The organism is Staphylococcus sp. HMSC34C02 (assembly GCF_001838705.1).
Taxonomy (GTDB): Bacteria; Bacillota; Bacilli; order Staphylococcales; family Staphylococcaceae; genus Staphylococcus; species Staphylococcus borealis.
This window is the reverse complement of sequence record NZ_KV838558.1, coordinates 60,587-87,216: the sequence shown is the minus strand read 5'-3', so window position 1 is coordinate 87,216 and position 26,630 is coordinate 60,587. Positions and strand designations below refer to the sequence as shown.

22 protein-coding genes are annotated in these 26,630 nt (G+C 33.9%); 19 read left to right on the top strand and 3 right to left on the bottom strand.

From position 1 onward, the window contains the following. Positions 1–253: 253 nt before the first annotated feature. Positions 254–2,296: a cation:proton antiporter gene (locus tag HMPREF3239_RS01545; protein WP_053030699.1), complete on the top strand. Its 2,043-nt coding sequence runs from the start codon at positions 254–256 to the stop codon at positions 2,294–2,296. Between the two features lie 329 nt (positions 2,297–2,625). Beyond that, positions 2,626–3,273, top strand: coding sequence for a metal-dependent transcriptional regulator (locus HMPREF3239_RS01540; RefSeq protein WP_070854539.1), 648 nt, complete (start codon positions 2,626–2,628; stop codon positions 3,271–3,273). A gap of 67 nt (positions 3,274–3,340) precedes the next feature. Here HMPREF3239_RS01540 and HMPREF3239_RS01535 read toward each other — a convergent pair whose 3' ends face one another. After that, entirely contained in the window at positions 3,341–4,084 is a 744-nt protein-coding gene (locus HMPREF3239_RS01535) for a M50 family metallopeptidase (RefSeq protein WP_070854511.1), read from the bottom strand. 205 nt (positions 4,085–4,289) lie between these two features. Here HMPREF3239_RS01535 and tarA point away from each other — a divergent pair, with 205 nt between their 5' ends. After that, positions 4,290–5,054, top strand: a complete 765-nt coding sequence (tarA, locus tag HMPREF3239_RS01530) for an N-acetylglucosaminyldiphosphoundecaprenol N-acetyl-beta-D-mannosaminyltransferase TarA (RefSeq protein WP_049426486.1) — start codon at positions 4,290–4,292, stop codon at positions 5,052–5,054. 229 nt (positions 5,055–5,283) lie between these two features. Here tarA and tagH read toward each other — a convergent pair whose 3' ends face one another. Continuing rightward, a complete protein-coding gene (tagH, locus tag HMPREF3239_RS01525) occupies positions 5,284–6,078 on the bottom strand; it encodes a teichoic acids export ABC transporter ATP-binding subunit TagH (protein WP_049426487.1) in 795 nt (264 codons plus the stop codon). Between the two features lie 324 nt (positions 6,079–6,402). On the opposite strand from tagH, the gene HMPREF3239_RS01520 reads away from it, so the two are divergent. The 4 genes from HMPREF3239_RS01520 to tagD all read left to right on the top strand — a co-directional run bounded on the left by HMPREF3239_RS01520 (position 6,403) and on the right by tagD (position 9,973). Next, positions 6,403–7,215, top strand: coding sequence for an ABC transporter permease (locus HMPREF3239_RS01520; RefSeq protein WP_049426488.1), 813 nt, complete (start codon positions 6,403–6,405; stop codon positions 7,213–7,215). A gap of 110 nt (positions 7,216–7,325) precedes the next feature. Next, on the top strand, positions 7,326–8,414 hold the full coding sequence (gene tarB / locus HMPREF3239_RS01515; protein ID WP_049426489.1) for a teichoic acid glycerol-phosphate primase TarB: 1,089 nt from the start codon (positions 7,326–7,328) through the stop codon (positions 8,412–8,414). Continuing rightward, positions 8,411–9,475, top strand: coding sequence for a glycosyltransferase family 2 protein (locus HMPREF3239_RS01510; RefSeq protein WP_053019632.1), 1,065 nt, complete (start codon positions 8,411–8,413; stop codon positions 9,473–9,475). Before tarB ends, HMPREF3239_RS01510 begins: the two co-directional genes overlap by 4 nt. A 99-nt stretch (positions 9,476–9,574) precedes the next feature. Then, entirely contained in the window at positions 9,575–9,973 is a 399-nt protein-coding gene (tagD, locus tag HMPREF3239_RS01505) for a glycerol-3-phosphate cytidylyltransferase (RefSeq protein WP_016930898.1), read from the top strand. A gap of 274 nt (positions 9,974–10,247) precedes the next feature. On the opposite strand, the gene pbp4 is transcribed toward tagD, so the two are convergent. Continuing rightward, a complete protein-coding gene (gene pbp4, locus HMPREF3239_RS01500; protein ID WP_016930899.1) occupies positions 10,248–11,540 on the bottom strand; it encodes a penicillin-binding protein PBP4 in 1,293 nt (430 codons plus the stop codon). Positions 11,541–11,680: 140 nt separating this feature from the next. Between pbp4 and HMPREF3239_RS01495 the strand changes: the two genes are divergently transcribed. The 12 genes from HMPREF3239_RS01495 to HMPREF3239_RS01440 all read left to right on the top strand — a co-directional run bounded on the left by HMPREF3239_RS01495 (position 11,681) and on the right by HMPREF3239_RS01440 (position 26,203). Continuing rightward, on the top strand, positions 11,681–13,408 hold the full coding sequence (locus tag HMPREF3239_RS01495; protein WP_070854510.1) for an ABC transporter ATP-binding protein: 1,728 nt from the start codon (positions 11,681–11,683) through the stop codon (positions 13,406–13,408). 170 nt (positions 13,409–13,578) lie between these two features. Further along, positions 13,579–15,078, top strand: coding sequence for a glycosyltransferase (locus tag HMPREF3239_RS01490; RefSeq protein ID WP_070854509.1), 1,500 nt, complete (start codon positions 13,579–13,581; stop codon positions 15,076–15,078). 19 nt (positions 15,079–15,097) lie between these two features. Beyond that, positions 15,098–17,269 (top strand): bifunctional glycosyltransferase/CDP-glycerol:glycerophosphate glycerophosphotransferase, encoded by a 2,172-nt coding sequence (locus HMPREF3239_RS01485; RefSeq protein WP_083324736.1) that lies wholly within the window; start codon positions 15,098–15,100, stop codon positions 17,267–17,269. Between the two features lie 370 nt (positions 17,270–17,639). Then, positions 17,640–18,872: a NupC/NupG family nucleoside CNT transporter gene (locus tag HMPREF3239_RS01480; RefSeq protein WP_070854508.1), complete on the top strand. Its 1,233-nt coding sequence runs from the start codon at positions 17,640–17,642 to the stop codon at positions 18,870–18,872. Between the two features lie 599 nt (positions 18,873–19,471). Continuing rightward, complete coding sequence (locus HMPREF3239_RS01475) at positions 19,472–20,305, top strand: YitT family protein (RefSeq protein ID WP_053030679.1); 834 nt, start codon at positions 19,472–19,474, stop codon at positions 20,303–20,305. 215 nt (positions 20,306–20,520) lie between these two features. Beyond that, positions 20,521–21,318 (top strand): ABC transporter ATP-binding protein, encoded by a 798-nt coding sequence (locus tag HMPREF3239_RS01470; protein ID WP_070854507.1) that lies wholly within the window; start codon positions 20,521–20,523, stop codon positions 21,316–21,318. 77 nt (positions 21,319–21,395) lie between these two features. Further along, positions 21,396–22,355 (top strand): FecCD family ABC transporter permease, encoded by a 960-nt coding sequence (locus HMPREF3239_RS01465; RefSeq protein WP_371106752.1) that lies wholly within the window; start codon positions 21,396–21,398, stop codon positions 22,353–22,355. Further along, positions 22,352–23,368 (top strand): FecCD family ABC transporter permease, encoded by a 1,017-nt coding sequence (locus HMPREF3239_RS01460; RefSeq protein WP_070854506.1) that lies wholly within the window; start codon positions 22,352–22,354, stop codon positions 23,366–23,368. Before HMPREF3239_RS01465 ends, HMPREF3239_RS01460 begins: the two co-directional genes overlap by 4 nt. A gap of 235 nt (positions 23,369–23,603) precedes the next feature. Continuing rightward, positions 23,604–24,566, top strand: a complete 963-nt coding sequence (dhaK, locus tag HMPREF3239_RS01455; RefSeq protein WP_070854505.1) for a dihydroxyacetone kinase subunit DhaK — start codon at positions 23,604–23,606, stop codon at positions 24,564–24,566. A gap of 32 nt (positions 24,567–24,598) precedes the next feature. After that, complete coding sequence (gene dhaL, locus HMPREF3239_RS01450; protein ID WP_070854504.1) at positions 24,599–25,180, top strand: dihydroxyacetone kinase subunit DhaL; 582 nt, start codon at positions 24,599–24,601, stop codon at positions 25,178–25,180. Further along, positions 25,177–25,557 (top strand): dihydroxyacetone kinase phosphoryl donor subunit DhaM, encoded by a 381-nt coding sequence (gene dhaM / locus HMPREF3239_RS01445; RefSeq protein WP_070854503.1) that lies wholly within the window; start codon positions 25,177–25,179, stop codon positions 25,555–25,557. The genes dhaL and dhaM overlap by 4 nt, the downstream gene beginning before the upstream one ends. Positions 25,558–25,702: 145 nt before the next feature. Then, positions 25,703–26,203 carry a hypothetical protein gene (locus HMPREF3239_RS01440; protein ID WP_053030666.1) on the top strand — a complete coding sequence of 167 codons (501 nt, stop codon included), beginning with the start codon at positions 25,703–25,705 and terminating at the stop codon, positions 26,201–26,203. Positions 26,204–26,630 lie beyond the last annotated feature (427 nt).

Genomic DNA, 26,630 nt, shown 5'->3' with positions numbered 1-26,630 from the left:
AAGGTGATTGTTATAAGTGATCAAACAAATGAATGGTTAGAAGTAGATTGTAATGTTATCAATTTAATAAAAATGGATTAAAAATGAATGCAAGTTAGTTAATTCAGTGTAACTTTAATGGTAAAATTATAACTAACCGATTGTGAGTTTAAGATGTATCTTATAAAGATATAAATAGACATAAAGCGTATTTTTTATATTAGGCAAGTCTTATTTCTCCAATTAAATATGAAGTATAAAATGGGGTGGAAGTTTGGAAATATTTGAAACGATTCTCATATTTCTAGCCGTAGTGATTATAAGCTCCTTTGTTCATACTTTTATACCCAAAGTGCCTCTGGCATTCATTCAAATTGCTTTAGGAATGCTCCTCTTTTTAACACCTGTACCTGTAGAATTCAACTTTGATTCTGAACTCTTTATGGTAGCAACGATTGCACCGTTACTGTTTGTGGAAGGTGTTAACGTTTCCAGAGCTCATTTACGTCGCTATATTAAACCGGTTATGTTAATGGCATTAGGACTCGTTATTACCACTGTAATTGGTGTAGGCCTGTTTATTCATTGGATTTGGCCGACACTTCCTATAGGTGCCGCATTTGCTGTAGCTGCAATATTATGTCCAACGGATGCTGTGGCTGTGCAAGCAATTACAAAAGGTAAGGTTCTACCTAAAGGTGCTATGACTATACTTGAAGGTGAATCATTACTTAATGATGCAGCAGGTATCATTTCATTTAAAATTGCAGTAGGTGTTCTAATTACTGGTACATTTTCATTATTTGAAGCGGTGCAACAATTTCTGATTGCGTCAATCGGTGGTGCAATTATTGGTTTACTTATTGGTATTGCACTCGTTAGATTCCGTTTAACGCTTACCAGACGTGGCATAGAGAACATTAATATGTTTACATTCTTACAATTATTGACACCATTTGTTACATATCTTGTAGCTGAAATGTTTCATGCGTCAGGAATTATTGCCGCTGTTGTTGCGGGTTTAGTACATGGTTTTGAACGTGATCGTATCGCTCAGACACGCACACGACTTCAAATGAGTTATAACCACACTTGGAATATTCTAGGGTACGCATTGAATGGTTTTGTTTTTTCAATATTAGGATTTTTAGTTCCAGAAGTTATTGGGAATATTGTAAAAACAGAACCACACAATTTATTGTTCTTAGTTGTGATCACGGCCTTGGTTGCGTTAGCAGTCTATCTATTTAGATTTATTTGGGTGTATGTGCTATATCCATTATTCTATTTATCTGTCAGTCCTTTCCAAAAATTAATGAATGAAGAAGGGGAAGACAAGAAAAAAGAAAAACCACCTAAACGAAGTATGTATGCCCTTATCATGACGCTATGTGGTGTTCATGGAACCATTTCATTGGCAATCGCATTAACACTGCCTTATTTTTTAGCAGATCATCATGCATTCTCATATCGTAATGATTTACTATTTATTTCCTCAGGTATGGTTATTATCAGTCTAGTGGTTGCACAAGTAGTATTGCCGTTTGTAACAGCGAGTGCACCTAAAGCGAAGATTGGAAGTATGAATTTTAAAGAAGCAAGAATTTATATTCTTGAGCATGTCATTGATTACTTGAATCATCATTCATCGTTTGAAACAAGTTACCGCTATGGCAATGTGATTAAAGAATATCACGATAAATTAACGTTCTTGAAATCTGTTGAAAAGGATGACGAGAACTCTAAAGAACTTGAACGATTACAAAGTTTAGCATTTAAAGTTGAAACGAAAACGTTAGAACAACTTGCCGATGATGGTGAAATTACAGCGAGCGTATTAGAAAACTATATGCGTTACGCTGAACGAACTCAAGTATATCGTCAAGCTTCACTTATACGTCGAATGATTGTTGGCGCAAGAGCTTTACTTTTAAAACGTCGTATAAGAACGCGTACGAATGCCGCATCATCGTTAAGTGTGACGGATAACTTATTGGAACTATCTAAAATAAATAAGATTGTTCACTATAATGTAGTCAGTCGTTTAGTAGATGAAGCGAATGAAGATAATAAATTAGAAGTTGGTATGATTTGTGACGGATATCTTATGAGAATCGATAACTTATCGCCATCTAATTTCTTTAATACACGAGCAGAAGATTCAATTACGAAGATTAAATTAAATGCTTTGAGAGAACAACGTCGTGTTTTATCTAGTTTAACTGATGATGGCGACATTACTGAAAGTACAGCATTAAAGTTAAGGGAAGCAATTAACTATGATGAAATGGTTATCGTTGATAGTTTAACCGACTAATTTAATCATGGTTGTTGAAGATATAGCGATGTGGGAGTGGGACGGAATGCTTTATAAATTCGTGGTCACTCCCACATTGCTTAGCTTATGGAATGTCTTGATGAAATTCTCTTTGCTAAGGCTCACTCACAAGGATGGCTAGAAGGGATACAAGCTTGATTTAAGTCTTTTCCCAGTTCAGTCAGCTACTAGGAATGTGCAAAGTAGCATCATTATATAATGTATGTCCAGGATCGCATTTAAAAATTTCAGATTGTTTAAATAAGCGTGAATAACATTCATTAGCAATTCATGATACAATAAAGTGAATGCATGGGTGAGGTGAAATGATGTTAACTGAAGAAAAAGAGGATTATCTGAAAGCAATATTAGCTAATGATGGAGATACATCCTTTGTCTCAAATAAAAAGTTATCTCAGTATTTAAATATAAAGCCTCCTTCAGTTAGTGAAATGGTTGGACGTTTGGAAAAAGCTGGTTATGTTGAAACGAAACACTATAAAGGTGTAAAGCTCTCAGATGAGGGGGTGAAACATACGTTAGATATCATTAAGCGTCACCGTCTGTTGGAGTTATTTTTAATAGAGGTTTTACAATATACTTGGGAAGAGGTACATCAAGAAGCGGAAATATTAGAACATCGCATTTCAGATTTGTTTGTAGAACGTTTGGATAAGATACTTGATTATCCTGAAACATGTCCACATGGTGGCATTATCCCAAGAAATCAACATTTCGAAGAGAAATTTACAATATCTTTATTAGCATTCGCGCCTGGTGATAAAGTGACGATTAAACGTGTACGTGATAAGACTGAACTCCTGGTCTATCTTTCAAGCAAAGATATTTCAATAGGAAATGATGTTGAAATAGTAACTAAAGATGAAACGAATAAAGTCATGATAGTGAAACGAAATGATATTGTAACGATACTAAGCTATGACAACGCAATGAATATATTTGCAGAACATGTTTAATTAGATAATAGAATCTCCACTAAATTGGTCAGTTATACCGCTTTAGTGGAGATTTGTTTAAATTGAATTAAAGTGTGAAGATGAGCATAACGTATATTGCTAACGTGTTAAACGCTATCCATAAGGTACTGAAAATGAACGTGGGTATACGTGTGATTTCTGTTAAGGTACGCCCATCCCAACTCGGGATGGGGCGTTGAAATGTTAGTTTAAATATTGTCCAACTTGATTGTAAAACTTCGCCTAATAACACGCCAAGAATCAGATGATACATAAAAATGACTAAATAATAAAATAGCAATTGATTGTCGTGTTGCACTAAAAAGTATAAAAGTGCGATGAATATGATTAATACAATCATTGGTGATAGTTTGCGTGATGTTAGAATGAAAAAATAAATAAAAATAATGATATAAGCGCTTAAGAATAGACTTGGATGACCATAATAAGCAGCACTTAGACCGATTAAGAGCATCAATGGAGGCATGATATAGCCGCCTAGTGTTGTAATGAATTGTCCAATACGCCCTTTGGATTGCGTAATAGCATAACCTTGTTGCATCGTTTGCAATCGTTCAGATGGACGGGTAACGATAACCAAATCTTTTGCGCGTCCGCCACTGATTTTATTAAATAATACATGACCAAATTCATGTGTAAGTACAGGAATATAGTTTAAATAAACGTCTAAATACTGATTAAATGAGCGATGTCTATTTTGATGAATCATTATATAGATCATTGCTATAATAAGGATTAAATATATATTTAAATTGATAGTTGTAGTAAAAAATTGTTCTAAATAGACCATAATTGACCTCGTGAAGTATAAGATTATAGTATTGATTATAAAGTAAATTTAATGATTTAGCGTTTAGACTTTAGATGTATCTTTTAGAGAGAACATGAATATCAGTTGAAAACGTGTTGAGAAGAAAAAATAATTATTTATTATGTTTCTATTTTCATATACTATATGCATATGAAATGGTTTAGACAGTAAGGAGATTACTTAAATGCATGATCAAAAAGAGATAACAGCGACTAAAGTGGATATTTTAGGTGTTCAATTCGACAATGTAACGATGCTAGATATGATTGAACATGTCAAAACATTTTTCACGCAAGACACTGAGGATAATTTGTTTATCGTGACAGCTAATCCAGAAATCGTTGATTATGCGTCAGAGCATAGTACATATAGACAGCTAATTAATAGTGCGGATTACGTTGTTCCAGATGGTACGGGTGTTATTAAGGCATCGAATCGATTAGGGACGCCGTTAAAAAGACGTGTGCCAGGTATCGAATTGATGGAACATTGTTTAAAGATTGCGCATACGAATTATCAAAAGGTATATTTACTTGGTGCTAAACATGAAGTAGTCACACTGGCACACAATAATTTACAGCAGAAATATCCGCAAGTCCAATTTGATTATCATCATGGCTATATAGACTTAAATGATGAGACAGTCATCAAACGAATACAACGTTTTAATCCGGATTATATTTTCGTTGGGATGGGCTTTCCAAAACAAGAAGAGTGGATTCAAAAGCATCGACATACCTTTAAAAGTACTGTAATGATGGGTGTAGGTGGCTCACTTGAAATTTACAGTGGCACGAAGAAGAGAGCGCCTAAACTATTTATTCAATTGAATATAGAATGGGTATATCGCTTATTAATCGATTGGAAGCGTATTGGGCGTATGCGTAGTATTCCTAAATTTATGTATAAAGTTTTTAAAGTACAGCGACGAATGAAGAAGAATAAATAAGGAGTGGGGCAGAATACTTTTGAAGTCATTGTCCCGCTTCTAGCTTGCTTAGCAAAGAGAATTTCTTAATAACATTTTATTTGCCGGACCCCTGTTGGCAAGGATGACTAGAACTGAGAAAAGTTTGATTCAAGCGCCTTCTCAGTTCAACCAGCTACTGCCAAAAATACGAAGAGGCTGAGACATTTTATTTTGTCCCAGCCTCTTCATATTTTTATCTTGATGATCGCTATTTAACAATAAATCGTTTTTCATCTAAACCTTTTCTGAATGCTTTTTGATCGGCTTTTGATTTTTTCTTGAAGTCTTTTAAGAATTGCTCATATTTAGGAAGTACCTCTTCTAATTCTCCGTACTCTTTGAGCTTTCCGCCTTCAATCCAAGCAATTTTAGTACAGAACTCTCGAACTTGACGGATGTTATGACTAACGAAGAATATCGTTTTGTTGGCTTCTTTGAATTCATAAATTTTGTCTAAGCATTTTTGTGTGAAAGTTTGGTCCCCAACGGATAATGCTTCATCAATAACTAAAATATCAGGGTTGATTGTAACGTTAATTGAGAATCCTAATTTAGCACGCATACCACTTGAATAATTTTTAACAGGTTGATGAATAAATTCGCCTAATTCACTAAATTCTATTACTTGAGGCATAAGTTGTTTAATTTCTTTTCTTTTGAACCCCATACATAACATTTTAAATTCGATATTTTCCACACCAGTCAAACGACCGTTAAGGCCTGCATTGATTGCGATGACACTCACTTCACCGTTGCGTTCAATATTGCCTGAAGTAGGTGAGATTGAGCCACCAATCATATTACTTAATGTAGATTTACCTGAGCCGTTGATGCCGACTAAACCGATGACATCACCTTCGTGTGCTGTGATAGAGACATCATCTAAAGCGAAAAATGTATTATTTTTATTTTTAGGGATTAAGGCATCTTTAATGCGTTCTTTATTATTGCGATAAATGCGATATTCTTTTGTCACATTTTTGATATTTACAGATACGCTCATGATAATTCCTTCCTTATCAATACTTATATAGATTATAATACATCATACAATAGTTGTTAAATTTATTAACCTAGTGTAAAGTGTATAAGAGATTTTGTATAACTTTTTGTAAACAATAAGTAGATTTTACTTTTTTTATAAAATGAAGTCCATAGTTATGATCTTATTTTATAGTAATCTACTTTACAATATATAATAATATGATGCGTACGTAATAATTATATTAAACTTTTGAGAAAATGTTATATATAATGTAGTTATCCGAATCATTAATAAATACGTTAATACATTGTATATATTTAATTGAAAGCGTGGTTAATTTCAATGTCGGCAGTAGGATCTGTTTTTAAAGAACACATCAAGAATTTTTACTTAGTGCAAAGACTTGCACAATTTCAAATTAAAATAACGAATACGAATAACTATCTTGGCGTAGCATGGGAATTACTGAATCCAGCATTACAAATCATGGTTTATTGGTTCGTATTTGGTATGGGAATCAGAAGTAACCAGCCTGTTCACGGTATACCTTTTATTTATTGGTTGCTAGTAGGGATTAGTATGTGGTTCTTCGTCAATCAAGGTATTTTAGAAGGAACGAAATCGGTAGCGATGAAATTTAATCAAGTAGCAAAGATGAACTTCCCGCTCTCTATTATACCGACGTATACGGTAACCAGCCGATTTTATGGTCATATAGGATTATTGTTAATTATCATTGGCATTTGTATCGTTAATGGTATTTACCCTTCGATTCATATTGTACAATTATTGATTTACGTACCACTTACATTCTTCTTTACGGCGTCAGTTGCATTATTCACATCGACGCTTGGCATTATTGTACGTGATACGCAAATGATTATGCAGGCCTTGCTAAGAATTCTATTCTATATGTCTCCAATACTATGGGTGCCTAAAGATTCAGGTATTGGTGGAACAATTGGTGAAATCATTAAATTTAATCCAGTCTATTTCTTGGCAGAATCATATCGTGCTGCAATATTATTCCACGAATGGTACTTTATTGAACATTGGAAATTATTACTATATAACGTTATCGTTATTTTAATATTCTTCGTATTAGGTTCAATTTTACATCGTAGATATCGTGATCATTTCGCAGATTTCTTATAATTTTAAAGTCCTTGATAAATGTAGAAGCGTTTATCAAGGATTTTGTATATTCAGTACATCGGGTAGTTTTGATTTATAATTTTTATATTGAAAATATGAGAGGTAAACGTATGCGACTAATTATAAAAAAAGTATATATGTTGATGATTGCATTATTGAACTTCATTTTTAAAGGAAAATCCGTAGACAAACAACGTATCACTGTTCTAATGACGTTCCCTGAAGATGTCATGCCAATTATTAATGACTTAGATAGTAAGGGTTACAATATCACTGTGATTGCGAAGGTTGAAGAACAATATAGGCTAGAACATCTTAACCATATTACTTTTATACCTGCAGGAAATAAACATATCGTCAAACATATCAGAGCGTTGAGTCGTTCAAAAGTCATTGTCATTGATACGTATTATTTAATGCTAGGTGGTTATTCTAAGAAACACTCACAAACGATTATTCAAACGTGGCATGCATCAGGTGCCCTAAAAAATTTCGGTTTAACCGATCATCAAGTTGATTTAACTAACAACACAATGGTTAAGCAATACCAGCGTGTATATCATGCAACAGATTATTATCTTGTTGGTGGAAAAGAGATGGGGGAATGTTTTAAGGCCTCATTTGGTGCTACTGAATCACAAATGTTGCCACTTGGTTTACCTCGTTTAACCCACTATTTAAAATTCAATCTTAAGGCCGAGCAAGAACGTTTGAAAAAACTTTATAATATTCATAAAACGTTAGTTGTCTATGTTCCAACGTATCGTGAAGGTTCAGAAAATAATAGACACATAGATGTTGAACGATTTGAGCAAGCTTTGCCTGAGTACACATTGATTAATCAACTACATCCATCAATTTCGCAACGTCAATCTGTAGCGACAACTCAGGAATTGATGATTATGGCGGATATCATTATTAGCGATTATAGTTCATTACCTATTGAGGCAAGTTTGCTAGATAAACCGACATTGTTTTATGTGTATGACGAAGAAAAATATGATAAAATTCGTGGCTTAAACCAATTTTATAAAGCCATTCCTCAACGATATAAAGCAACGACTGAGGAAGAATTGATTGTAAAAATTAAAAATGATGTCGCGCTGTTTGAACCATTATTTAAACATTGGCATAAATATAATAGTGAAGCAAGCGTTCAACGTGTTACAGAATTTATTGAAAAGATGGTGGAAAAATGAAAATAGCTATCATAATTCCTGTATATAATGCAGAAAATACAATACGTAGGGCAATCAAATCGATTGATACAACGCATGAAGTTGAGATTATTTGTGTGAATGACGGCTCTACAGATCATTCAAGGCATGAACTTACGCAATTGCAAAAAGAAGTTAAAAATATCATGATTTACAATCAAGATAATCAAGGTGCAGCTGCAAGTAGAAACTTTGGATTAGCTGCAATGTCTGATGACGTGGAAGCATTTATGTTTTTAGACGCAGACGATCAGTTTCTACCGGGAAGACTTGATAAAATGATTGATTATTATGAGCGTAATCAAGAAGTCGATATCGTTATAGGGCAAATTGGAAGAGGCGTTCATGGAGACTGGAAAATTGTACCTACACATGAAGAAATGAATCGTGAAGCATTAGTATCATTAGCACAAGCACCTGAAATCTTGCAATCTATTGGGCCAGGTGGAAAACTATTCAATTCTAAATTTAGTGCGTTGCGCTTTGATGAAGATGTTGTGTTCTGTGAAGAACATACCTTTATTACACGTGCTTATTTAACTGCACGTGATATACAATTATTACCGCTGATAATATATGGATATAATGAGCAAGAAGGTTCAGTCACTGATAAGCGTGGTGATACGTTTATCTCCTATATTGAAGATGCCAGACGCGTACGTCAAAGGGTTATGGAGATACTCCTTTTAACAAATGAGAAAGCCTACTATAGTTATCGAATGGATGATGTAATCGTGAGTTATCTTATTCAAGCTTATTTATTAAAATATAGTAGAGTAACACCTAACTTTATTGATAAAGTTACGCATTATATTAAGGATATGCAACATACCAATTACTCTGGAGATGCGTTGTTTAGAATTATCCAAGCTGTTGAGCAAGCTGCAACGCATTGGACGCGCGATACTTATGAGAAGTGGCGTCAAACACTTATTGATGTCGGTATTGGACGACCTGGATATTTCCGATTCAAAGCACAGGTCATGCCTAAGAAATTTGCATTTAATAGTAAACAGTCTCTCAAACGCCTTTTAAAGCTATAGTGTAATATGTCTTATATAATTAATGGTATGTAAATTTTATTTATGCTAAATTAAAGTTATGAAAAAATGTTAAAAATTATGTTAAGGAGATAGCGTTATATGAGAAGAGTTATTACTTACGGCACTTATGACTTATTACATTATGGTCATATTGAATTATTAAGAAGAGCGCGTGAAATGGGCGATTATTTAATTGTCGCTTTATCTTCAGATGAATTCAATCAAATTAAGAATAAAAAATCATATTATGATTATGAGCAACGCAAAATGATGTTGGAATCAATTCGTTATGTTGACTTAGTCATTCCTGAGAATGATTGGGGACAAAAAGAAACTGACGTAGATCGTTTTGAAGTAGATGTCTTTGTAATGGGACATGACTGGGAAGGCGAATTTGACTTCTTAAAAGACAAATGTGAAGTTGTATACTTAAAACGTACGGAAGGTATTTCAACAACTAAAATTAAACAAGAATTATATGGCAAAGATGCTAAATAATTAAGAATATGAGATTTAATCCTATTAAAAGGAGGTTGAGACAAGATAAAATGTCTCAACCTCCTTTATCATTTGGAAGTAGCTATCTGATTTGAAATCGCGCTTAAAACATGCTAGAAGCGGACAATGAATGTATTTTAATTTCTGTTCTGTGCGTCATTTTAAAGTAGATATAGTTTATTTCCACTAGGCGTCGTATAACAGCGCTATGTTATCGATTTGAGTATCACTTGAGTCTGAGACATTGTCTCAAACTAAATGCGTTTAATTGATGCTATTTGCGTTTAAATAATAAATGAATAATTGAACGTACAATAAGTATACATGCAATTGCTAATAACGCTAATGCTATAAAAGTGACAATTGGATGTTCTTTCCAAGTCGTTTGAGCAATAGTATTTGCTTTGTGTAATAAAGGTTTCGTTACGTCAACTTTAGGTGGTCCATCGTCCTTTGTAAGAAATTGACGATCATAATCAAGATGAACCTTACCATCTTTAATAATGAATTTGTAATCTTTTTGATTCATGTCTTTAGGCACTACATCGTATAAATTTTCTTTGACATAGTATGTTTTACCGTTTATTTTATGCGTACCTTTAGAAAGCACGTTTTTATAACGATATTGATCAAAAGAACGGTTCATCATTGCATTACCCATCATGTTACGCTGTTTTTCACCGCCTAAATTAACGTAATCTCCAGCGCCCATAATAACTTGGTTGATACGGAATTGCTTACGTTTAGTTGTTATCGTATGGTTATAATCTGCAACATCACTTGAACCTGTTTTTAATCCGTCAGTACCGGGCAAACTCATATCGGCACCTTCTAATGAATGGTTAAATGTATAGTATGTAACACCGTGTTGTGTTGGAGCAAGTTGCTTAGTGAAGTGTAGTATTTTCGGTGTTTCTTTAATGACATGATGATCTAGGATTGCGAAGTCCTTTGCAGTAGAAGTGGAATTGTCTTGATCTTTATATTTTGATGGTGCAAAATCTTTTAATTGTGAATTTTCGGCACCTGTTGGGTTAACGAAATGCGTATTTGACATACCTAGCGCTTTGGCTTTCTTATTCATTAAATCTGTAAAATCATTGACATTTCCAGAAACTTCATCAGCTAAAATTAAAGCAGCAGCATTACTAGAGTTAGAGACTGTAATTTGAAGTAACTCACTAATGGTATAAGTTTCACCAGGATATAATTTCGTATTACTTAATTCCGGTAATGTTGACATACGATAATGCTGATCCGTAATATGTACTTTGTCATTTAAAGAAAGTTCCCCTTTATTGATGGCTTCGAGTGTTAAATACATGGTCATTAACTTCGTCATTGAAGCAGGGTACCATTTTTGGTTAGATTGATAGTCATATAAAATTTGCCCGGTTTGACTAACATTAATACTACCCTCAGGTTGATAGGCATCTGTTACATTTGGGTAACCATATTGTCTAGCAATTTCGGTAGGTGTTGGCTCATATTCGGAAGCATATGTTTTAGGTGCTATAATAGCAATGGTTAACAATGCAACCAATATCATTGTAAAGCGTCGTTTCATTCTTATCTTTCCTTTTTCAAAATTTCAACTAAAATATTTTATCATATAAGTATGTTTATATGAATTTTTTTGCTAAAGCTTTATACTTGGAAAATGAGATAATTAAATTTTTAAAATGAATATTAAAAGAGGGCTAATTTATGAAAGGACAAAATCCATTATTTTTCTTATTTAAACGTTTGTCGTGGCCATATGGACTAATTATCGCGGCTATCATAATTTCTTCGCTAGGGAGTATTAGTGGTCTGTTAATTCCGCTATTTACCGGACGGCTGGTTGATAAATTCTCTACAAGTAGTATTAATTGGAATATCGTTCTATTATTTGCAGGTATATTTATTGCCAATGCACTATTAAGTGGTATAGGTATTTATTTACTAAGTAAAATTGGTGAAAAAATGATTTATGATATTCGATCCATATTATGGGGACATATCATTAAATTAAAGATGCCATTTTTTGATAAGAATGAAAGCGGACAGCTAATGAGTCGTTTGACAGACGATACAAAGGTTATTAATGAATTTATTTCACAGAAATTGCCACAATTACTACCAGCAGTTATAACGCTCATTGGGTCAATCGTCATGCTATTTATTATGGATTGGCAAATGACATTATTAACATTTATTGCTATTCCGATATTTATGGCGATCATGATTCCACTAGGACGTAAAATGCAAAAGATATCAATGAATACACAAACTGAAATTGCGAACTTTAGTGGGTTATTAGGACGTGTGTTAACTGAAATGCGATTAGTTAAAGTATCGAATACAGAGAAACAAGAGTTAAACAATGCGCATAGTAACTTACGTGAAATTTATAATTTGGGTCTGCGTCAAGCTAAAATTACTGCAGTGATTCAACCTATTTCAAGTGTAATTATGTTACTAATGATTGCAGTTATCTTAGGTTTCGGTGCGATAAGAATAGCAACTGGTGCTATTACAGCGGGTGCACTCATTGCAATGATTTTTTATGTGATGCAATTATCAATGCCATTAATGAATCTTTCAACATTAGTTACAGACTATAAAAAGGCAGTGGGTGCAAGTAGTAGGATCTTTGAAATTATGCAAGAACCTATTGAACCAATGGAAGATTTACAACCTATAGATCATATTTCAATCAACGATGGCGAATTGTCATTTGAAAATGTTGATTTCAAATATGATATCAAAACTATTCTTAGCAATGTATCTTTCCGTATTCCTCAAGGCGAGGTCAGTGCATTTGTTGGGCCATCAGGTTCAGGTAAAAGTACAATATTCAACCTGATTGAACGTATGTATGACATTGAATCTGGAGATATTAAGTATGGCACCCAAAGTATTTATGATGTACCTATCACAAATTGGCGTAATAAGATTGGTTATGTCATGCAATCGAATTCTATGATGAGCGGTACAATACGTGACAATATTCTATATGGTATTAATCGAGAAGTATCAGATGAAGAATTGATTAAATATGCTAAATTAGCGAATTGTCATGACTTCATCATGCAGTTTGATGATGGCTATGACACGTTAGTAGGAGAACGAGGACTGAAATTATCGGGTGGCCAAAGACAACGTATTGATATTGCACGTAGTTTCGTGAAGAATCCTGATATTTTATTATTAGACGAAGCGACTGCAAATTTAGATAGTGAGAGTGAACAAAAAATCCAAGAGGCATTAGAAGTTCTCATGGAAGGCAGAACAACGATAGTTATTGCCCACCGTCTTTCAACTATTAAAAAAGCGGGAAAAATCATTTTCTTAGATCAAGGTAAAGTGACAGGAGAAGGTACGCATATTGAATTAATGCGTAACCATGACAAATATCATCAATTTGTTACAACGCAAAACCTAACTGAATAATGCGCGGTGTGTGTAGTTGGGACTGATAATAGTTCCAGCTACTTTTTTAAATAAGTAAACATGAAATAATAGATATGCTTTGAGTTATGAAGGCGATTGTGGAATAATCGACACTAATTAAGCGACATATAAACATTTACACCATTAAGATATGAGATTGGAGAATGACTATGCTATATACAATAACATCTACTTTGCCGCCTACACATGGTGGAAGAACAAAATCTTTATTGCATAGAATACAATTTTTAGAAACACAATTGGGACAAACGTCTACGATTTTAACGACGAATTATAACGCTAATTATAAAAATGTATATCGCATTTTTAGAAATAAAAAGTTAATTACTGACAACACAGTCATTGAAAACATATATGACTGGTTGGCGAATTATAAATTATTAGAGGAGCCCGTTGAACCTAAATTATTTCGAAAGTTACCTATCCAAACGAAGGTTAAGATACGCGGATTGGAAGCTGTTCAAGAAGGAGATAGCGTAAAGTATTATAAAGATCAGACATACGTATTGTTTCGTAGATATTATACGGAAAGACAGGTGGTCAAGTTTGAAGATACAATAAATCCTAATACGCAAAAGATAGCTAAACGCAAATCATTTACTTTGAACGGTAGACTGCATAAAATTGATTATTTTGACGACGTAACAGCTATCAAAACATCGGAAGAATATTACGATAAAAAGGGTAACATGTATTTAAAGAAACATTTTATGAACGATCAAAAGAATCAATTGATTGATATACAACATTTCACTAAGCAAGGTGAAACGCGCATCTTCAAAAAAGAAAAAGCTTTATTTACGTATTATTACAATCATGTTTTAGCAGATGGAAGTATCGTATTTAATGATGCACGCTTACTCGACAGACCATTGATTGAGTGTGAAAATAATATTAAGCGTATATTAATGTTTCATAGTAACCATTTACAAGATCATAACGTTCGTCATTCGTATAAGCTTGCGCTTGATAATCATGAAAAGATTGACAAATATGTTGTTTTAACCGATTACCAAAAACGTGATATTCAATCGCAATTTGATATAGATGATAATAAAATAGAGGTGATACCTCATTTTCTAGACATAGCGCAATCAAATCATCGAAATGCTGTTGAAGATCAATTTTGTTTTATTGGTAGATTAGCTTCAGAAAAGCAGATTGATCATATTATCAAAGCATTCGATATGTATTTGAAAAAAGGGTATTCATCTAAACTTCTAGTGTATGGCGATGATAAAGAAGGTAATTTAAACAAGCTCAAACAACTAGTTAGAACGCTTCAACTTGAAGATAAAGTTATTTTTAAAGGGCACACGAATACGCCTAAAGAAGTGTTTCCAAAGGCAATTGCCTCCCTTCTAACAAGTCGGTATGAGGGCTTTGGGTTATCCATTATGGAAAGCATTAATTGTGGTTGTCCTGTTATTTCGTATAATGTACGCTATGGACCAAGTGAGTTAATTCGTAATCACGAAAATGGTATACTTGTGGAAAAAGATGACATTGAAGGGTTTGCGAATGCAATGGAAATGGCTAGAAATATTCCCTTCAAAGATGTAAAATTAAGTGAAAAATTCAGTGTAGAACAAGCATTTATTAACTACCAATCCCTCATCAATGACGTGACGCATACGATGAATAATTAGAAAATTGGAGAGAAATATATTGAATAAATTATCGATTATTATTACGTATTTTAATAATGAAGATTATATTAGTGAGTGTATTCACAGCTTGAAAAGTCAAAGAAACCAAGACTTCGACGTTATTATTGTCGATGATGGTTCAACTGATCGTTCAACAGAACGACTACAAGAAACGTTAAAGACATATGACAAAGACGTTCACTTCATTCAGTTACAAGAAAATACTGGTCACGCACATGCACGTAATGTAGCTTTAGAACAAGCGTATGGGCAATATGTACTATTCCTAGATGCGGATGATCAATTAGCATCCTATGCTGTTGATTTCTACCTACAACACGTAAATGGTTTAGATACATTGATTGCACCTATTCATAAATTTAGAAGTCAACGTCCACAATATGTAGATAAAGACAGAGTGCGTATGCAATATGATACGCATCAAAAAAGTCCGAACTCAATTTTGAGAAAAGAATCAGCATGTAATATTCTGTTTAAAAATGCCATCATTAAAGCACACCAAATTCAATTTAATGAGTCATTAAGTATATATGCAGATACATCATTTGTGTTGGAATATTTAAAATATGCAGAGCGTTTCGTTAGAATTACCAATTTCCCATTCTATTATCGTGGCGAAGTCTATGATCCATTTTATGGTAATACCTTAAGTGATCAGGACTTTACAAATAAATTTGAAGATCACGTTAATAGTTTCTTTGATGCAATGCGACGAACTAATGATAAACGCGTCAAACATTTCTTGATCAACAGAATGAAAAATGAAATTAAAAGTGGCTTCGATCCAGCCCTTAGAGATATAAAATCTCGATATGTAACACTTGAAGATGTATTGATTAAGATTGTTAAAGCAATCAAATGGGACATCTTTAAAGATGGAAAGATATTATACAATTTAGAAATATTATTCTTATCTATGGATAATATTGAAAATGCTAAATATGTTAATGATTTGCGTAATAAAACGCGCTTAGTTAAAAATATTTTGTTAAATAGCAAAATGAAAGAACGTTCAAAATATCAACTCAGTGATAATGAGGCTATGGTTGATCCAAATACCATTGTATTTGAAGCATTCGGCGGTAAAAACTACAGCGATAGTCCTAAGTATATCTATGAATACATGCAGACACATTATCCACATTTAAATTATATATGGGTCTTTTCTAAGCCTGAAAATAACATTGTTCCAGGCAATGCAACTAAAGTTAAAAAAGGCTCAAAAGCGTATTATGATGCCTATGCTAAAGCAAAATATTGGGTGACAAATGCTAGATTGCCACTATATTTAAATAAAAAAGAGAATCAAATGTATATTCAGACTTGGCATGGAACACCATTAAAACGTTTAGCTAACGATATGAAAGTGGTTAGAATGCCTGGCACAACTACTGCAAACTATAAGAAGAATTTCTATGCTGAAGCATCACGTTGGGATCGTTTGGTATCACCTAATAGATATTCTTCAAATATTTTCAAATCTGCATTTTGGATGGACGAAGACCGTATCTGGGAAATTGGATACCCAAGAAATGATGTTTTAGTTAATCGTCAAAATGATACTGAATATATTGAACAAATTAAGCGTAATTTAAATTTACCTGCAGATAAAAAAGTCATTATGTATGCACCAACTTGGAGAGATGATGAGTTTGTGAAGAAAGGCCAATACTTATTCGATTTGAAAATTAATTTGGCAAATCTCCAAAAAGAAATTGGCGATGACTATGTCATCTTACTAAGAATGCATTATCTTATTGCTAATGCGTTGGATTTACATGGATTTGACGACTTTGCAATCGATGTATCAAATTATAGCGATATTTCGGAATTATACCTCATTTCTGATGCGTTAATAACTGATTATTCATCTGTTATGTTTGATTTTGGTATCTTAAAACGTCCACAATTTTTCTTTGCCTATGATATAGAAAAATATGATAAAGGACTACGTGGTTTCTACATGGATTATATGAATGATCTACCTGGTGAAATCATTACAGATGAATTTAAATTGGCTAAAGAATTAAAACAAATTGAACAACATAAAGTAAAATATAAAGATAAAATCGAAGCATTTTATAATGATTTCTGCTCAATAGAGAACGGAAAAGCGTCTCAATACATTGGTGATTATATTTATCATGATATTGAAAAGAACCATGATTAAACGCATGTAAAACACACCTGTAACCAACCATAGTGTGATGCTGTATTGCAAAATCACTACCTGAATTTAACAGACATGTATACTAAGCTTTTCTAAAATCAAATCTAGGGTTATAGCAAGTAGATGGTCAACATGAACAACGATAAGTAAAGCAAGTAGAGAGCGTGATGATTTCAAAACGAAGTCTGTCTCGCTCTTTTTCATTTATGTTAATTTGACGAATCTATATTTTCTCGAACATTACCTCATGGTATAATGAGAAATATATTATTAACGGAACTTTTGGGGTTAATTAGAGTTTAAAGTACGGTTCTGTTATATAAACATGCCATGACATCACGTCATAAAAATTTAGTCAGGTAGGTGCCTTATGTTTTTAGTGATTAACATCATTGGGTTACTTGCATTTTTGGGAATTGCAGTATTATTTTCAAGAGATCGCAAAAATATCCAATGGAAATCTATTTTAATTCTTGTTGTTTTAAACTTGTTTTTAGCATGGTTCTTTGTTTATTTCCAAATTGGGAGAACGATTGTAGAAGGATTAGCTTCAGCAATTGCATGGGTAATTCAATCCGCACACACTGGAACAGGGTTTGCATTTAGCAGCTTTACTAGCGGTAAACAAATGGATATGGCGATTAGTGCGCTATTCCCAATTCTACTTGTTGTACCATTGTTTGACGTTTTAATGTATTTCAACATTCTACCTAAAGTTATAGGTGGTATTGGTTGGGTACTTGCTAAGGTTACACGTCAACCTAAATTTGAATCATTCTTCGGTATTGAAATGATGTTCTTAGGTAATACTGAAGCGTTAGCTGTATCTAATGAACAACTTAAACGCATGAATGAAATGCGTGTATTAACTGTAGCTATGATGTCAATGAGTTCCATCTCTGGTGCCATTGTTGGGGCATATGTACAAATGATACCTGGTGAACTTGTATTAACTGCAATACCTTTAAATATTATCAATGCGATTATTGTTTCTTCAATCTTGAATCCAGTCAGTGTTGAAGAGCAAGAAGATATCATTTATAGCATTAAGAATGATGAAGCAGTTGAACGTCAACCATTCTTCTCATTCCTAGGTGATTCTGTATTGAATGCGGGTAAACTGGTATTAATCATTATTGCTTTCGTCATTAGCTTTGTTGCTTTAGCAGACTTAATTGATCGCTTTATAAATCTGATTACAGGTCTTGTTGGTGGATGGATTGGTGTAAAAGGCAGTTTCGGCTTGAATCAAATTTTAGGTTTATTTATGTATCCATTTGCACTTTTACTTGGTTTGCCATGGGGAGAAGCATGGATCGTCGCGCAACAAATGGCTAAGAAAATTGTTACGAATGAATTTGTAGTTATGGGTGAAATTAGTAAAGTAGTAGATTCATATAGTCCACATAGAAGAGCAGTCATTTCAACATTCTTAGTTTCATTTGCCAACTTCTCAACGATTGGCATGATTGTAGGAACGTTAAAAGGGATTGTTGATAAAAAAACATCAGATTTTGTATCTAAATATGTACCAATGATGTTATTAGCAGGTATTTTAGTGTCATTACTTACTGCAGCGTTTGTTGGATTATTCGCTTGGTAAGAAGATATCATTTATACTTATCCAATTAATGAAATTTAAGATACGTATGATTCATATACGTGATGTTATTTATGCACAGTAGCTAAATGAACTGAGAATGCGCTTATATTAAGCTTTTCTCAGTTTTTTTAGTTTTTGGGTGAGACAGACAAGCTATCGACAGTATAATGATTGATAATTTTAAGATTAAGTGAATATAAATGATAAAAACCAAGTATGTAGAGTGAGGAGACACTCTATATACTTGGTTTTTATGGGAAATGAATATTAATGTACTTGTAACGGTAAGGACTAGGTACTGTCACAGTACTTCGAGCAAAATTTGTTTTGTTACTATAAACAACACAAAGGAGATAACTTCTCTTATTAAGAAGTTATACACATTATAGCAAAAGGAAACGTTAAAGTAAACAAAAAATTCAGAAAATTTATATTTATTTATGATTCTCTTTATTTATAATGAGAATTCAAGCGAGAGACAAGACAATGATATGGTTAAACATTCATGCTTTTAATCCCTTTTCAAAATGAATATTGTAGCTTTGCTAGTGAATGTGCTAACATTTTTAGTGATATTACAATTAAAGGGGTTGGTATATGTGAATAAAAATATTAAAGATTTACTTTTGGTCATACTAGGCTCTTTCATATTTTCAGCTGGGGTAAATGCGTTCATTATCTCAGGTAATTTAGGAGAAGGTGGGGTAACAGGTATAGCCATTGTTCTATATTATGCGTTTCACATTTCTCCAGCCATTACAAACTTTGTAGCTAATGCACTACTCATCATAGTTGGATATAAATTTTTAAGTAAGAAAAGTATGGTATTGACTATAATAGCAACTGTATTGATCTCCGTTTTCTTGAGTTTAACTGAGCAGTGGCATGTTGAAACAGGGAATGTCATCATTAATGCCGTTTTTGGTGGTTCTTGTGTTGGATTAGGTATTGGTATTATAGTTCTTGCCGGTGGTACCACTGCAGGAACAACGATACTAGCTCAAATTGCTAATAAATATTTAGATGTCAGTACGGCATATGCCTTGTTATTTTTCGATTTAATTGTTGTACTTATATCGTTAACGGTACTACCTTTACAAATGGCATTAGTCACAGTTATTTCACTGTATATAGGTACAAAAGTGATGGAATATGTGATTGAAGGTTTAAATACTAAAAAAGCAATGACAATTATTTCAAGTAAGCCAGACCAAGTAGCGAAGGCAATAGATGAACAAGTAGGGCGTGGCCTTACCATCTTAGATGGGCGAGGCTATTATAGTCGTGAAGAAAAAGACGTCCTTTATGTTGTTGTTGCGAAAACACAAGTATCTAAAGCAAAGAAAATGATACGTAAGATTGATAATCATGCCTTTTTAGTTGTCCATGACGTGAGAGATGTATATGGCAATGGATTTTTAATTGATGAATAATTGATAATAATAAATAAATGAGGTTAGGTGTTTTCATTGATTGGTAAAGGTTAAATGACTCTGCCAATCAATAAAATGCCTAACCTTTTATGCATTAATTACAAATAGTCAGTTGTTTGCAAAGATGTTATAATACATCTATTGACTATGATAATTATTATCAATTGACTATTTCAATCATATCCAAAGCTATTTATTATGAAAGTAGGGAAAGCATGAATCGTTTAAAAGCACAACAAGTGGAAATAGGTTATGGGGATCATACGATTATTAACAATTTAGATGTAGAAATACCAGATGGCAAAGTTACGTCAATTATTGGCCCTAATGGTTGCGGTAAATCTACATTATTAAAAGCGTTATCGCGCTTACTAACAATAAAAAATGGTGACATTCAATTAGATGGTGAAAATATTCATACACAGTCTACAAAAGAGATTGCTAAAAAAATTGCGATATTACCACAAACACCTGAAGTAGCAGATGGTCTTACAGTTGGAGAACTTGTATCTTATGGTCGTTTCCCACATCAAAAAGGATTTGGACGACTATCTGCTGAAGATAAGAAAGAAATTGATTGGGCTTTGACTGTTACTGGAACTTCTGAATTTAGACATCGCTCTATTAATGATTTAAGTGGTGGTCAACGCCAACGTGTTTGGATTGCGATGGCACTTGCTCAAAAAACAGACATCATTTTCTTAGATGAGCCTACGACATATTTAGATATCTCACATCAATTAGAAATATTAGAATTAGTACAACAATTAAATAAAGAACAAGGTTGCACAATCGTCATGGTCTTACATGACATTAATCAAGCTATTCGTTTTTCTGATCATCTTATTGCAATGAAGAAAGGTGATATCATTGCTTGTGGCCCTACGGAAGACGTGCTAACAAAAGATATTCTAGAACAAGTATTCAATATTGATGTCGTGCTTAGTACAGACCCACGTACAGGGAAACCATTATTAGTCACATATGACTTATTCCAACGTAATTATTCATAATATATAGATAAACTAAGAAAAGGGAATTTATCATGATGGAGAAAGATAAGAAAGTAAACATCGGTTTTATTGGCTATATGATTTTAGTCTTTGTGTTGTTAATAGGCGCATTGCTCGTATCTATCTTGATAGGCGAAGCAAAAATTAGTTTTTCAACTATTATGGATGCTATTTTTCACTATAATCCTAAAAACCAACAACATAACATTATTAGTGAGATACGTATACCGCGTGATTTAGGTGCGGTATTAGTAGGTATGGCACTGTCAGTTGCAGGCGCTGTGATTCAAGGTGTAACAAAAAATGGGCTCGCTGATCCGAGTCTAATTGGTTTGAATTCAGGTGCTTCATTTGCGTTGGCATTAACGTTTGCCATTTATCCCGCGGCGCCATTTTTAATGCTTATGTTTGCAGGGTTTTTAGGCGCAATGCTAGGTGGCTTTATCGTCTTAACGATAGGGCGATCTAGACGAGATGGGTTTAACCCTATGAGAATTATTTTAGCCGGTGCTGCTGTAAGTGCATTATTGACGGCTTTAAGTCAGGGTATTGCGTTAACATTTAAACTAAACCAAACACTAACATTCTGGACTGCCGGTGGTGTTTCAGGTACGACTTGGAAGCAACTTATGTGGAGTGGCCCAGTAATTATTATTGCTATCATAATCATTATAGCCATGAGTAAGCAACTAACGATTTTAAATTTAGGTGAAACCCTTGCGAAAGGATTAGGACAGAATATCACGATGATTCGTGGTGTGAGTCTATTCTTAACGATGATTTTAGCTGGTGTTGCCGTGTCGATGGTAGGACAAATTGCCTTTGTCGGATTAATGGTACCTCATATTGTTAGATTTTTAGTGGGTACTGATTACGCCAAGGTATTACCATTAACTGCGTTGTCAGGCGGTTTGCTCATGATATTAGCCGATACCATTGCACGTATGTTAGGTGAAGCACCAGTGGGCGCTATTATTTCGTTTATTGGCGTACCTTACTTCTTATATTTAGTTAAAAGAGGGGGACGCACAATATGATTCATCCAAAATTAAGACGTAAACAAATCATTACGTTAATGATCTTTTCAATACTATTATTAGCAGCATGTACATGGAGTGTGTCTTCTGGAGAGTATAAGATACCCGTAGATCGATTTTTAAAGACGCTTATTGGTCAAGGTGAATATTATGATCAATTAATTTTAATGGAATTTAGATTTCCTAGAATGTTAATTACGATTTTAGCAGGCGCAGCGCTTAGCTTAAGTGGTGCTATTATTCAAAGTGTCACTAAGAATCCAATTGCCGAACCAGGTATTTTAGGTATTAATGCTGGCGGTGGTTTTGCAATTGCTTTATTTATTTCAATTGGTCATATTAATCCAGATAATTTTGTATATGTATTACCGCTAATAAGTATTGCTGGTGGCGTAGCAACTGCTATTATTATCTTTTTATTTAGTGTGAATCAAAGAGATGGCATTACACCTTCAAGTATGGTGTTAATTGGTGTAGGGATGCAGACAGCTTTATATGGTGGTTCTATTACACTTATGTCAAAATTTAACGAAGATCAGTCAGAATTTATAGCGACTTGGTTTGCTGGTAATATTTGGGGCGATGATTGGACATTTGTGATTGCAACGATTCCATGGCTTATCATCATCATTCCATTTCTGTTATACAAATCTAATGTGCTTAATTTAATTCATACACATGAGCATATTGCCAAAGGGCTTGGCGTGAAGATTGAACGCGAGCGTATCGTTCTATTCTTTATTGCAGTTGTATTATCATCAATTGCTGTTGCAGTTGCAGGTGCGATTGCATTTATTGGTTTAATGGGGCCACATATTGCAAAATCAATTATTGGACCACGCCATCAACTCTTTTTACCAATTTCAATTGTTGTAGGTGCTTTCTTACTTGTTCTATCAGATACGATTGGTAAAATTATTCTCGAACCAACAGGCGTACCTGCTGGTATTGTAGTTGCTATTATCGGCGCACCATATTTCATTTACTTAATGTATAAATCAAAACGTATTTAATAAAGCGAAAGTGACACTATATAATATCTCGTATCTAAGTAGTTCAATACTAAATTTTTCATCGATACGAGTGATGCTCACGGGAGTGGATAGATTTTCTAGCATAACGACGAAATCTAGTCCATTCCCATTTTTTTGTAAAAAAATGAAAAATATAACGACATGCATGTAAATGTTAGCGCATACATTGTGCTTGATTTATAATTGAGATGATAGCCAAGGGAGGAAATTGTATATGAAAAAGCTAATTAAACAAAAAGAGCACTTTTTAAAAGACATGTTGGATGGTTTAGTAATAGCAAATGATGATATCGACAGCATCGCAGAAACGATTGTCGTACGACGTCATAAGAAATCTCAAGGTGTGGCGATTGTTTCAGGTGGCGGTAGTGGTCATGAACCCGCTCATGCAGGGTATGTCGCACAAGGAATGCTTGATGCAGCAGTGTGCGGGGAAGTCTTCACCTCACCGACACCAGATAAAGTATTAGAAGCAATCAAGGCTGTCGATACAGGTGATGGTGTGCTATTGGTTGTGAAAAATTATGCCGGGGATGTAATGAACTTTGAAATGGCGCAAGAGATGGCTGAAATGGAAGGCATTCAAGTAGAAATGATTATTGTTAAAGATGACATTTCAGTATCTGAAGCAACACAAAGACGTGGTGTTGCCGGTACAGTATTTGTGCATAAATATGTAGGCTATTTAGCTGAACAAGGTATGACATTAAAGGATATTAAAGAGAAAGGTGAAGCAGTTGCTTCTCAAATTAAAAGTATTGGTATGGCGCTTACACCACCAATGGTTCCGACGACAGGACAATATGGCTTCGATATTGATGACAATGATATTGAAATTGGCATAGGTATTCATGGCGAAAAAGGTATTGAACGCATTCAATATGAAGAAATAGATGGTATCGTTGAACGATTATTGGGTCGATTACTCAAAGAAAGCCAAGCGCAATCATTAATCGTTATGATTAATGGCATGGGAGGTACACCATTATCTGAATTGAATATCGTGACTAAATTTAGCGCACGTTATTTAGAGGAACAGAACCGAGAAGTCGCACAATGGTTTGTTGGTGACTACATGACTTCACTAGATATGCAAGGTTTCTCAATTACTATATTACCTAGCGATGAAACGCTATTAAAAGCCTTACAAGCGCCTACAGCGTCACGTTACTTTTAAAAGAAACACTACTTTCAACTGAGGTGATAAAAATGGATGTTAAAGAAATGAAACAACGTTTGTTAGATTTGGAGACAACTTTTTCAGAAAAAGAAACAGTATTAACAGATTTGGATAGAGCAATTGGTGACGGTGATCATGGTGTTAATATGTTACGCGGCTTCAAAAGTTTGAAAGATAAACTAGATGATAGTAGTATGGCATCGCTGTTTAAAACAACAGGTATGGCATTAATGTCAAATATTGGCGGTGCATCTGGTCCATTATACGGATTTAGCTTTGTTAAAGTGTCTAATGTCGTTAAAGATGATATTGACAATGATAATTTAAAAGTTGTCGTTACTGAATTTGCAAATGCGATTGCGCAAAGAGGTAAAGTGCAACGTAATGAGAAAACTATGTTTGATGTTGTAGATCGTGCACGTGAAGCTTTAGAGAATGAAGAAACATTAACATTTGAAGTATTGCAACAATTTGCGACTGATACGAAAGCTATTGAAGCTACAAAAGGACGTGCAGCATACTTTAAAAAAGATTCAATAGGTTATGTTGACCCCGGTGCTCAAAGTATGGTGTATATCTTAAGCGCTTTGATTGGAGATGATATCAAATGACATCAATCATAATTATTAGCCATAGTGCAGATATTGCGAAAGGCACTAAATCTTTACTTAATCAGATGGCCAAGGATGTAAACATTATCGCATACGGTGGTGTCGATGGCGGTATAGGTACCTCATTTGATGACATTCAAAATATTATCAATAACCTAGAAGATGATGCACTATGTTTCTATGATTTAGGATCATCTGAAATGAATATCGATTTAGCAATTGAAATGTACGATGGACCACATCATATTAAGAAAATGGATGCACCAATTGTAGAAGGTAGTTTCACTGCAGCAGTCAAATTGTCAGTTGGTGGAACTACTGATGAAGCGATACAAGAAGTTACACAAACGTCATTTAAAGCAAATGCATTTGACTAAAATGTAGGTTAATCAGCGGTAATATAATAATCATTGAAATGCGCAAAATAAATTTTATAATTAAGTAATTTATAAAATGAAAATGACAAATGATTGTGATAAAATAGGTTATTATAGTAAAGCGAAAGAGTAGGTGGGCAAGGTCATGCAAAACAGCATCAAGGAAAACGTTTTAAGTGGAGAATTTGAACAAGTTAGACAGATAATGGCCAAAGCAGACTTTCTAGATTTTGAAGAAGCCTACATTTCATGTGCACATGAACATGAAAGCATGATGTTTTATACTTGTATTTTATATATGATTAAATTTGAAGAAACGTCTGAGTTGCATGATTTAGCATTTCTATTACTTGTGTATCCGTTAAGTGAAATTGAGGGCGCATTAGATTCTGCGTACTACCATGCGCAAGCATCCATCCAATTAACAAATGGTAAAGAAATTAAGAGTCTATTGCAAATGTTATTATTACACGCAATTCCAGAGCCTGTTATTACAGATTCTGAAGCTTTCAAAGTAGCTAAACAAATTTTGAAATTAGATCCAAGTAATCATGTTGCAAGAAATGCACTTAAAGAAACAGCTAAACGTATGGATAATGTTGTCGTTGATATTAACGAATTACAACAATATGGAAATTCTAATTAGGAAAGATAGAGGGTCCGGGACATAAAGTTCCTGGATAAGTGAAAAGAGACAATTTCTATTGAAATAATATAGAAATTGTCTTTTTTATAATTTTTCTGATTATTTTCAGCTCGTTGAGTTGTTATTTTTCTTATATTAAGAGTCTGGGACATAAATAATATAATAATACTATTTAGCAAATTCGCAGTAGCTAACTGAACTGAAAAGGCGCTTTAATCAAGCTTTTCTCAGTTCTAGTAACCCTTGCGGGCGGGGCCCCAGCAAAGAGAAATTCATAAAGAAATTCTACAAGCAAGGCAAGCTGGGAGTCGGGGCCCCAACACAAAAAATCACGAAAGTGATTTTACAAGCTAAGCAAGCTGGGGTCGGGGCCCCAGCAAAGAGAATTTCATCAGGAAATTCTACAAGCAAAGCAAGCTGGGAGTCG

Bases quoted from the DNA above. Each gene is read 5' to 3' on its own strand.
- HMPREF3239_RS01540 (WP_070854539.1), top strand. From the start codon at position 2,626: ATGTTAACTGAAGAAAAAGAGGATTATCTGAAAGCAATATTAGCTAAT.
- HMPREF3239_RS01535 (WP_070854511.1), bottom strand. From the start codon at position 4,084: ATGGTCTATTTAGAACAATTTTTTACTACAACTATCAATTTAAATATA.
- tarA (WP_049426486.1), top strand. From the start codon at position 4,290: ATGCATGATCAAAAAGAGATAACAGCGACTAAAGTGGATATTTTAGGT.
- tagH (WP_049426487.1), bottom strand. From the start codon at position 6,078: ATGAGCGTATCTGTAAATATCAAAAATGTGACAAAAGAATATCGCATT.
- HMPREF3239_RS01520 (WP_049426488.1), top strand. From the start codon at position 6,403: ATGTCGGCAGTAGGATCTGTTTTTAAAGAACACATCAAGAATTTTTAC.
- tarB (WP_049426489.1), top strand. From the start codon at position 7,326: ATGCGACTAATTATAAAAAAAGTATATATGTTGATGATTGCATTATTG.
- HMPREF3239_RS01510 (WP_053019632.1), top strand. From the start codon at position 8,411: ATGAAAATAGCTATCATAATTCCTGTATATAATGCAGAAAATACAATA.
- tagD (WP_016930898.1), top strand. From the start codon at position 9,575: ATGAGAAGAGTTATTACTTACGGCACTTATGACTTATTACATTATGGT.
- pbp4 (WP_016930899.1), bottom strand. From the start codon at position 11,540: ATGAAACGACGCTTTACAATGATATTGGTTGCATTGTTAACCATTGCT.
- HMPREF3239_RS01495 (WP_070854510.1), top strand. From the start codon at position 11,681: ATGAAAGGACAAAATCCATTATTTTTCTTATTTAAACGTTTGTCGTGG.
- HMPREF3239_RS01490 (WP_070854509.1), top strand. From the start codon at position 13,579: ATGCTATATACAATAACATCTACTTTGCCGCCTACACATGGTGGAAGA.
- HMPREF3239_RS01480 (WP_070854508.1), top strand. From the start codon at position 17,640: ATGTTTTTAGTGATTAACATCATTGGGTTACTTGCATTTTTGGGAATT.
- HMPREF3239_RS01470 (WP_070854507.1), top strand. From the start codon at position 20,521: ATGAATCGTTTAAAAGCACAACAAGTGGAAATAGGTTATGGGGATCAT.
- HMPREF3239_RS01465 (WP_371106752.1), top strand. From the start codon at position 21,396: ATGATTTTAGTCTTTGTGTTGTTAATAGGCGCATTGCTCGTATCTATC.
- HMPREF3239_RS01460 (WP_070854506.1), top strand. From the start codon at position 22,352: ATGATTCATCCAAAATTAAGACGTAAACAAATCATTACGTTAATGATC.
- dhaK (WP_070854505.1), top strand. From the start codon at position 23,604: ATGAAAAAGCTAATTAAACAAAAAGAGCACTTTTTAAAAGACATGTTG.
- dhaL (WP_070854504.1), top strand. From the start codon at position 24,599: ATGGATGTTAAAGAAATGAAACAACGTTTGTTAGATTTGGAGACAACT.
- dhaM (WP_070854503.1), top strand. From the start codon at position 25,177: ATGACATCAATCATAATTATTAGCCATAGTGCAGATATTGCGAAAGGC.
- HMPREF3239_RS01440 (WP_053030666.1), top strand. From the start codon at position 25,703: ATGCAAAACAGCATCAAGGAAAACGTTTTAAGTGGAGAATTTGAACAA.